Source organism: Paenibacillus sp. P22, from assembly GCF_000469945.2.
Lineage (GTDB): Bacteria > Bacillota > Bacilli > Paenibacillales > Paenibacillaceae > Paenibacillus_O > Paenibacillus_O humicus.
Window position 1 is genome coordinate 1 of the sequence record NZ_CBRA020000179.1, and the last position, 6,073, is coordinate 6,073.

3 protein-coding genes are annotated in these 6,073 nt (G+C 57.3%); all 3 read left to right on the forward strand.

What is annotated here, in order from left to right:
* Positions 1 to 127: 127 nt before the first annotated feature.
* On the forward strand, positions 128 to 1,498 hold the full coding sequence (locus tag BN871_RS21315) for a YbbR-like domain-containing protein (protein WP_048748688.1): 1,371 nt from the start codon (positions 128 to 130) through the stop codon (positions 1,496 to 1,498).
* 698 nt (positions 1,499 to 2,196) lie between these two features.
* Positions 2,197 to 3,537 (forward strand): phosphoglucosamine mutase, encoded by a 1,341-nt coding sequence (gene glmM, locus BN871_RS21320; RefSeq protein ID WP_048748689.1) that lies wholly within the window; start codon positions 2,197 to 2,199, stop codon positions 3,535 to 3,537.
* An 843-nt stretch (positions 3,538 to 4,380) separates the two neighbouring features.
* The coding region (gene glmS / locus BN871_RS21325; RefSeq protein WP_048748690.1) for a glutamine--fructose-6-phosphate transaminase (isomerizing) at positions 4,381 to 6,073 on the forward strand (1,693 nt) is incomplete at its 3' end.

Here is a 6,073-nt window from a genome sequence, read left to right on the forward strand (position 1 = left end):
ATCGTGCGGGACATCAAGGAGGAGTCTCTCATCTCCAAGCTGTTCGAGGAGCTGACGCTGCAAAGCTCCGTGAAAGCGAAGCAGAGATCCAGATTCAGCCTGCGCAAAAAGAAAGAAGGCGATGCCAATGGATAAATGGCTCAGCCATCCAACGGCCATCAAGATCCTGTCGGTCGTCATCGGCATCCTGCTTTGGGCCGTGGTGCATTTCGATCCGGAGTCCACGCCCAACACCGTCGCCTCCACGACCGAGACCCAAAGCGTCGATGTCGTGAAAATCCAGACGACCGGTCTGGACGAGTCGGCTTATTCGCTCAAGCTGCTGGAGCCGAGCGTGGCCAAGATGATGGTCAAGGGCAGCCGGTCCGCGCTTGCCTTTACGACGAACGACGATTACTCCATCAGCGTCAATCTGGAAGGCAAGGGCCCGGGAACCTATACCATTCCGCTGACGGTAGGCAAGCTGCCCAGGGGAATCGAGCTCGTGACGCTGTCGCCGAGCCAGGTTCAGGTCGTCATCGACCGCCTGGAAAAAGGAACGTTCGAGGCGGGCGTCGTTACCCAAGGCAAGCCGGTGGAAGGGTATGAGCTGGGAACGCCTGTCATCAAGCCGGGAAGCACGGTGGAGGTCACGCTGCCGGCTCAGGATCTTGCCCGCGTCGGCTCCGTCAAGGTTTTCGTCAATGTAGATGGAGAAGATGCGCCCGTGCATGAGAAGAAAGCCAAAATCTCCGTGTTCGACAAATCGGGCAACGAAATCAAAGGAGCGGCGCTGAACCCCAGCACTCTGGATGTAGAGGTGCCGCTGACGATGCCAAGCAAGGAAGTCCCTCTGCAGATCGGTTATAAGGGCAGCCTGCCCGGCGGCTTGACGCTGGGCGGAATCCAGTCCAAGTCGAGCACCGTCAGGCTGTACGGGCCGAGAGGGCTTCTCGACGAAGTCAACCAGCTGGCTGCTGACGTGGATCTCAGCCAGATCCGCAGCTCGGGCGATGTCGAGCTGGAGCTGCTGCCTCCCGAAGGACTGAAGGCGGTCGAGCCGTCCAAAGTCACCGTAACCGTGACATTGTCTTCTTCGGGGACGAAGACGCTCCAGGTCCCCGTCACCTTCGAGAATACGCCGAGGGGACTGGATGCAGCGCTGGAGGCGCCCCGGGACGGAACCGTAGACATCCAGGTAAGCGGCACTCCGGAGGAGCTGGGCCGGCTGACCGCTGCGGATATCCGCGCTGTCGCCAGCCTGGCGAATCTCGCAGAGGGCGCTCATGAGGTGCGGCTCGCTTTGACGCTGCCAAACGGTGTCCAAGCTGTCGGCGAGCCGCCGCTCGTGACCGTCAAGCTCGTTGCCAGCGAGCCTGCCTCGGGCTTGCCCGAGAGCAGTCCGTCTCCTTCGCCCAGCCCTTCGCCCGGCAATGATGGCGGCGCAGGGAATGAGCCGGCAGGAGACGGTGCTGCCGGGGAGGGCAATGCCTCTGATGGAGGGAACAATGCTCCGTGAAAATGTTTCTTTCTGGATGCGGGAGGATGCATGGACGAAACGGCCAACGCAAGAAACAAATATCCGGATCTCAACTGTATGGCGACGCAGAAATTCACCTACAGAAACGAACGTAAAGAAACGGCCCGCATAGCAAGCAACTAATATACCGTAGTTAACGTATAGCAGCTGACTGGCGAACAGGAATAACGTGCAATAACTTAAGCAACAACGCCAGCAATAATGTACACAGCAAGGCCAATAACGTAAAGCAAATAACGTAATGCAAACGTCAAATACGTAAAGCGAATAACGTAAAGCAATAACGTAAAGCAAAAACCGTTAAGCATAGCAAATACCGTAATGAAATATTGTAATGCAAATAACGTAATGCAAACGTCAAATAAGTATAGCAAATAACGTAAGGCAATAGCTTACATACCCGCTTGCTTTCACTATGCTGACACAGCACTATCGGAGCGGGGAAGCAGCCTTTATCAAATCATTTTGGAATTCCAGTTTTATCTTGTCATGCAATTTGGAACCCAACTGGGCTCGGTCTGCGTATGATGAATTCCGGGGCCATTTTCCATGGCATAAGGTTGCGATAGTTTTAATGGGCTAAACCCTTTATAATGAATACCATTCTTATCCTTGATTATTTCTATCATAAAAGCTTGCTAAAAGGGAGCTTACAGAAAAGGGGCTTTTCACTCACTATGGGCAAATATTTCGGAACCGACGGCGTTCGCGGGGTAGCGAACAGCGAACTCACGCCGGAGCTTGCATATAAAATCGGCCGCTGCGGCGGTTATGTACTAACAGCTGGAGCACACAAGCCGACCGTGGTCATCGGCCTCGACACCCGGATCTCCGGCCCGATGCTGGAGTCGGCGCTCATCGCCGGCCTTCTTTCAATCGGCGCAAGCGTCGTACGCCTCGGCGTCGTATCGACTCCGGCTGTCGCTTATTTGACGCGGATGCTGAAGGCCGATGCCGGCGTCATGATCTCGGCTTCGCATAACCCGGTGCAGGACAACGGCATCAAGTTTTTCGGCGGCGACGGCTTCAAGCTGTCGGATGAGACCGAGAACGAGATCGAGCGCCTGATGGACGCCGAGATCGACGAGCTGCCGCGTCCTACGGGCGGAGACATCGGCACGGCGAGCTATGAAGGGAATGCGAAGCGTCTATATATCGATTTCCTCAAGACGACCGTTTCTTCCCGCTTCGAGGGGCTTAAAATTGTCCTCGACTGCGCCAACGGAGCGGCTTACGAGCTCGCCCCGGCGGTGTTCCGCGAGCTGGGGGCGGAGGTCATCACGGTCGGAGCGGAGCCGGACGGCCGCAACATCAATGAAGGCGTCGGCTCGACCCATCCGGAATACCTGCGCGATGAAGTGCTGCGTCATGGAGCGGATCTCGGTCTAAGCTTCGACGGCGACGCCGATCGTTTGATCGCCATCGACAATAACGGCGATGAAGTCGACGGCGACTTCATCCTCTGCATACTGGGGGATGCCATGAAGCGCGAAGGCAAGCTCATGAACGACACGGTCGTGACGACGGTCATGAGCAACATCGGCTTCTTCAAGGCAGCGGAATCCCTCGGTCTGAGCACAGCCAAGACAGCTGTAGGCGATCGCTACGTCATGGAAGAGATGCGCCGCGGCGGCTTCAACCTGGGCGGCGAGCAGTCCGGCCATGTCATTTTCCTCGATCACAATACGACCGGAGACGGCATCCTGACCGCTCTGCAGCTGACAGATACGCTCGTGAAGTCGGGCGGCAAGCTGAGCGGGCTGCGCAGCCTGATGCGCAAATACCCGCAGGTGCTCATCAACGTGCGGGTGGCCGACAAATCGCTCTACAACGACAATCAGTCGATTCTGGCTGCCGTAGCGCAGGTGGAGGGCGAGATGGGCGACAACGGACGCGTGCTCGTACGTCCTTCGGGAACGGAGTCTTTGATCCGCGTCATGGCGGAAGGCCCGGACAAGGATCAAGTAGCGGCTTACGTCGACCAGATCGTTGCCGTTGTAAAAGCCGAGCTCGGCTAAGAACGTCCCCTTTTTCAAAAAAAGCAGATGACGGTTAACCCGGGCGCTTCCCGGGTTAATGTCTTCCAGCTGGCTAAGCACTGCGGACGCTCAGTTGCAATTCAAGCCCGCATTGAATATGATATAGGGTATTGGTTTTGATTCCGGAAGGAAAGCGAGGATCGAGGTTGGATCAGGCAATATAAGCGCCAGAGCTTGCAACAAAGGATGCCGATTTTCGGCAGGACTCCCGGCCACGGAGCGGGAGCAAAGGATAGCCCGTGTCATACGGGTGCGGTCCATGGTCGACGACGCCGGATAGAAGATCCAGGCGGGAGCGGCGGGACCGGGCAGCTTCGCGAGGAGCGGCGGCCTTTGGATTCCTGAGGCATCCCCAGAGCAAGCTGACGAGGTGAAGGTGTTCGAAACATTCGGCGGGGACCTTCCGGTGGGCATGACATCGACAGCCGTTATCGCAAAAGGACGCGGGTAACCGGTCTTACAAACGAACGGCACCATGCAGGAATGAAACGTAGAGGGCATGGCCGGCATCGCAGCCGGTTTGCTTTTGGACCTTATAGATTCTTTTAGAAGCAACATACTACTACAGGACGGGTCTGCCGCCCTGAAGGTTTGCGATGCCCGTATGAACATGCGCCGAGCGCATGAGGGATCGGGCTGCTGCGGATACTAGGCCAAGGATGGCGACATCCAGGGTTCTGTTTTCTGCTGCTTAAGGTCATCGGCGTCCCATGGACTGCCGCGCCACCACTGATTCGACAAAACGGAATCGGCGCAGGGGAAGCCTGCGTCTAATGGCATCCAACCGGGCGGCCGGCGCCGCATACGGAGGTTTATTTCACTATGTGTGGAATCGTAGGTTATATCGGCAATCGTGACTCGAAGGAAGTTCTGATCGAAGGACTCAAGAAATTGGAATACCGCGGGTATGACTCCGCAGGCATCGCCGTATTCACGGACAACGGGCTGGAAATCCGCAAATCCAAGGGACGCCTGGCCAACCTGGAGGAGAAGCTCGTCAGCGAGCCGATCCAAGGGTCCGTCGGCATCGGTCATACGCGCTGGGCTACGCATGGCAAGCCGTCCGATGTGAACTCCCATCCGCATACCGACAACTCGTCGAAGTTCTCGGTCGTGCATAACGGCATTGTCGAAAACTACCTGGATCTCAAGGAAGAGCTCGGCGCGAAAGGCCATACCTTCGTGTCGGAAACCGACACCGAGGTCATCTCCCATCTGATCGCAGACGAGTACGACGGCGATATCGTCGCAGCGGTGCAGCGTGCCGTGAAACGCATGAGAGGCGCTTACGCCCTCGGCGTTCTGACCGAATACGAGCCGGAGAAGCTCGTAGCTGTACGCTTCGCGAGCCCGCTCGTCATCGGCATCGGCGAGAACGAGAACTTTATCGGCTCCGATATCCCGGCTATTCTGGAGTATACGCGCAACGTATACATCCTGAACGATGGCGAAATGGCGGTTCTGACGCGTTCCGGTGTCGAACTGATGACGACTTCGGGCGACATTATTTCCAAGGAAATATTCCATGTCGACTGGGATCTCGTCACCGCGGAAAAAGCCGGATTCGATCACTTCATGCTCAAGGAAATCCATGAGCAGCCAAAGGCTTACCGCGACACGATGATGAGCCGCATCAGCGAAGACGGCAAGTCGGTCGATCTCAAGAAGGAAATCAGCATGACGACGGAGCAGATCCGCGGCATTTCCCGCGTGCATATCGTCGCTTGCGGAACGGCTTACCATGCCGGTCTCGTCGGCAAAACCGTCATCGAGAGCCTGGCCCGCATTCCGGTAGAGACAGATGTCGCTTCCGAATACCGGTACCGTTCACCGATCATCACTCCTGATACGCTCGTCATCGTCGTGAGCCAATCCGGCGAGACGGCAGACACGCTGGCCGCTCTGCGCGAAGCGAAGCGCAACGGCGCGCGCGTGCTTACGATCACCAACGTGGTCGGCAGCTCCATCGCCCGCGACGCGGATGATGTCATCACGACCTGGGCGGGACCGGAGATCGCGGTCGCTTCGACCAAAGCGTACTCCTCGCAGCTGATCGCCTTCTATCTGCTCGGCCTGTATCTGGGGCAAGAGCGCGGCACGGTCGAAGCGGAGCAAGCGGCGGAAATCATCGCCGCCATGCAGAAGCTGCCGGAGCAGGTCGAGCAGATTCTGGAGCAGGCGGACATCTTCAAGGCTGTCGCCGAATCCGTGTCGAAACATGCCAATCTGTTCTTCATCGGACGCGGCCTCGACTTCGCCGTCGCTCAAGAGGGATCGCTCAAGCTGAAGGAAATCAGCTACATCCACTCCGAGGCTTACCCGGCGGGCGAGCTGAAGCACGGCACGCTGGCTCTGATCGAGGAAGGCATTCCGGTCATCGCTCTGGTGACGCAAGAAGAGCTGTATGAGAAGACGCTGAGCAACATCAAGGAAGTCAAAGCTCGCGGCGCGCATGTTCTGGGCATAGCCAACGCAGGCTACGAGGAAGAAGTCATGAAGTCGGTCGACGAGGTGT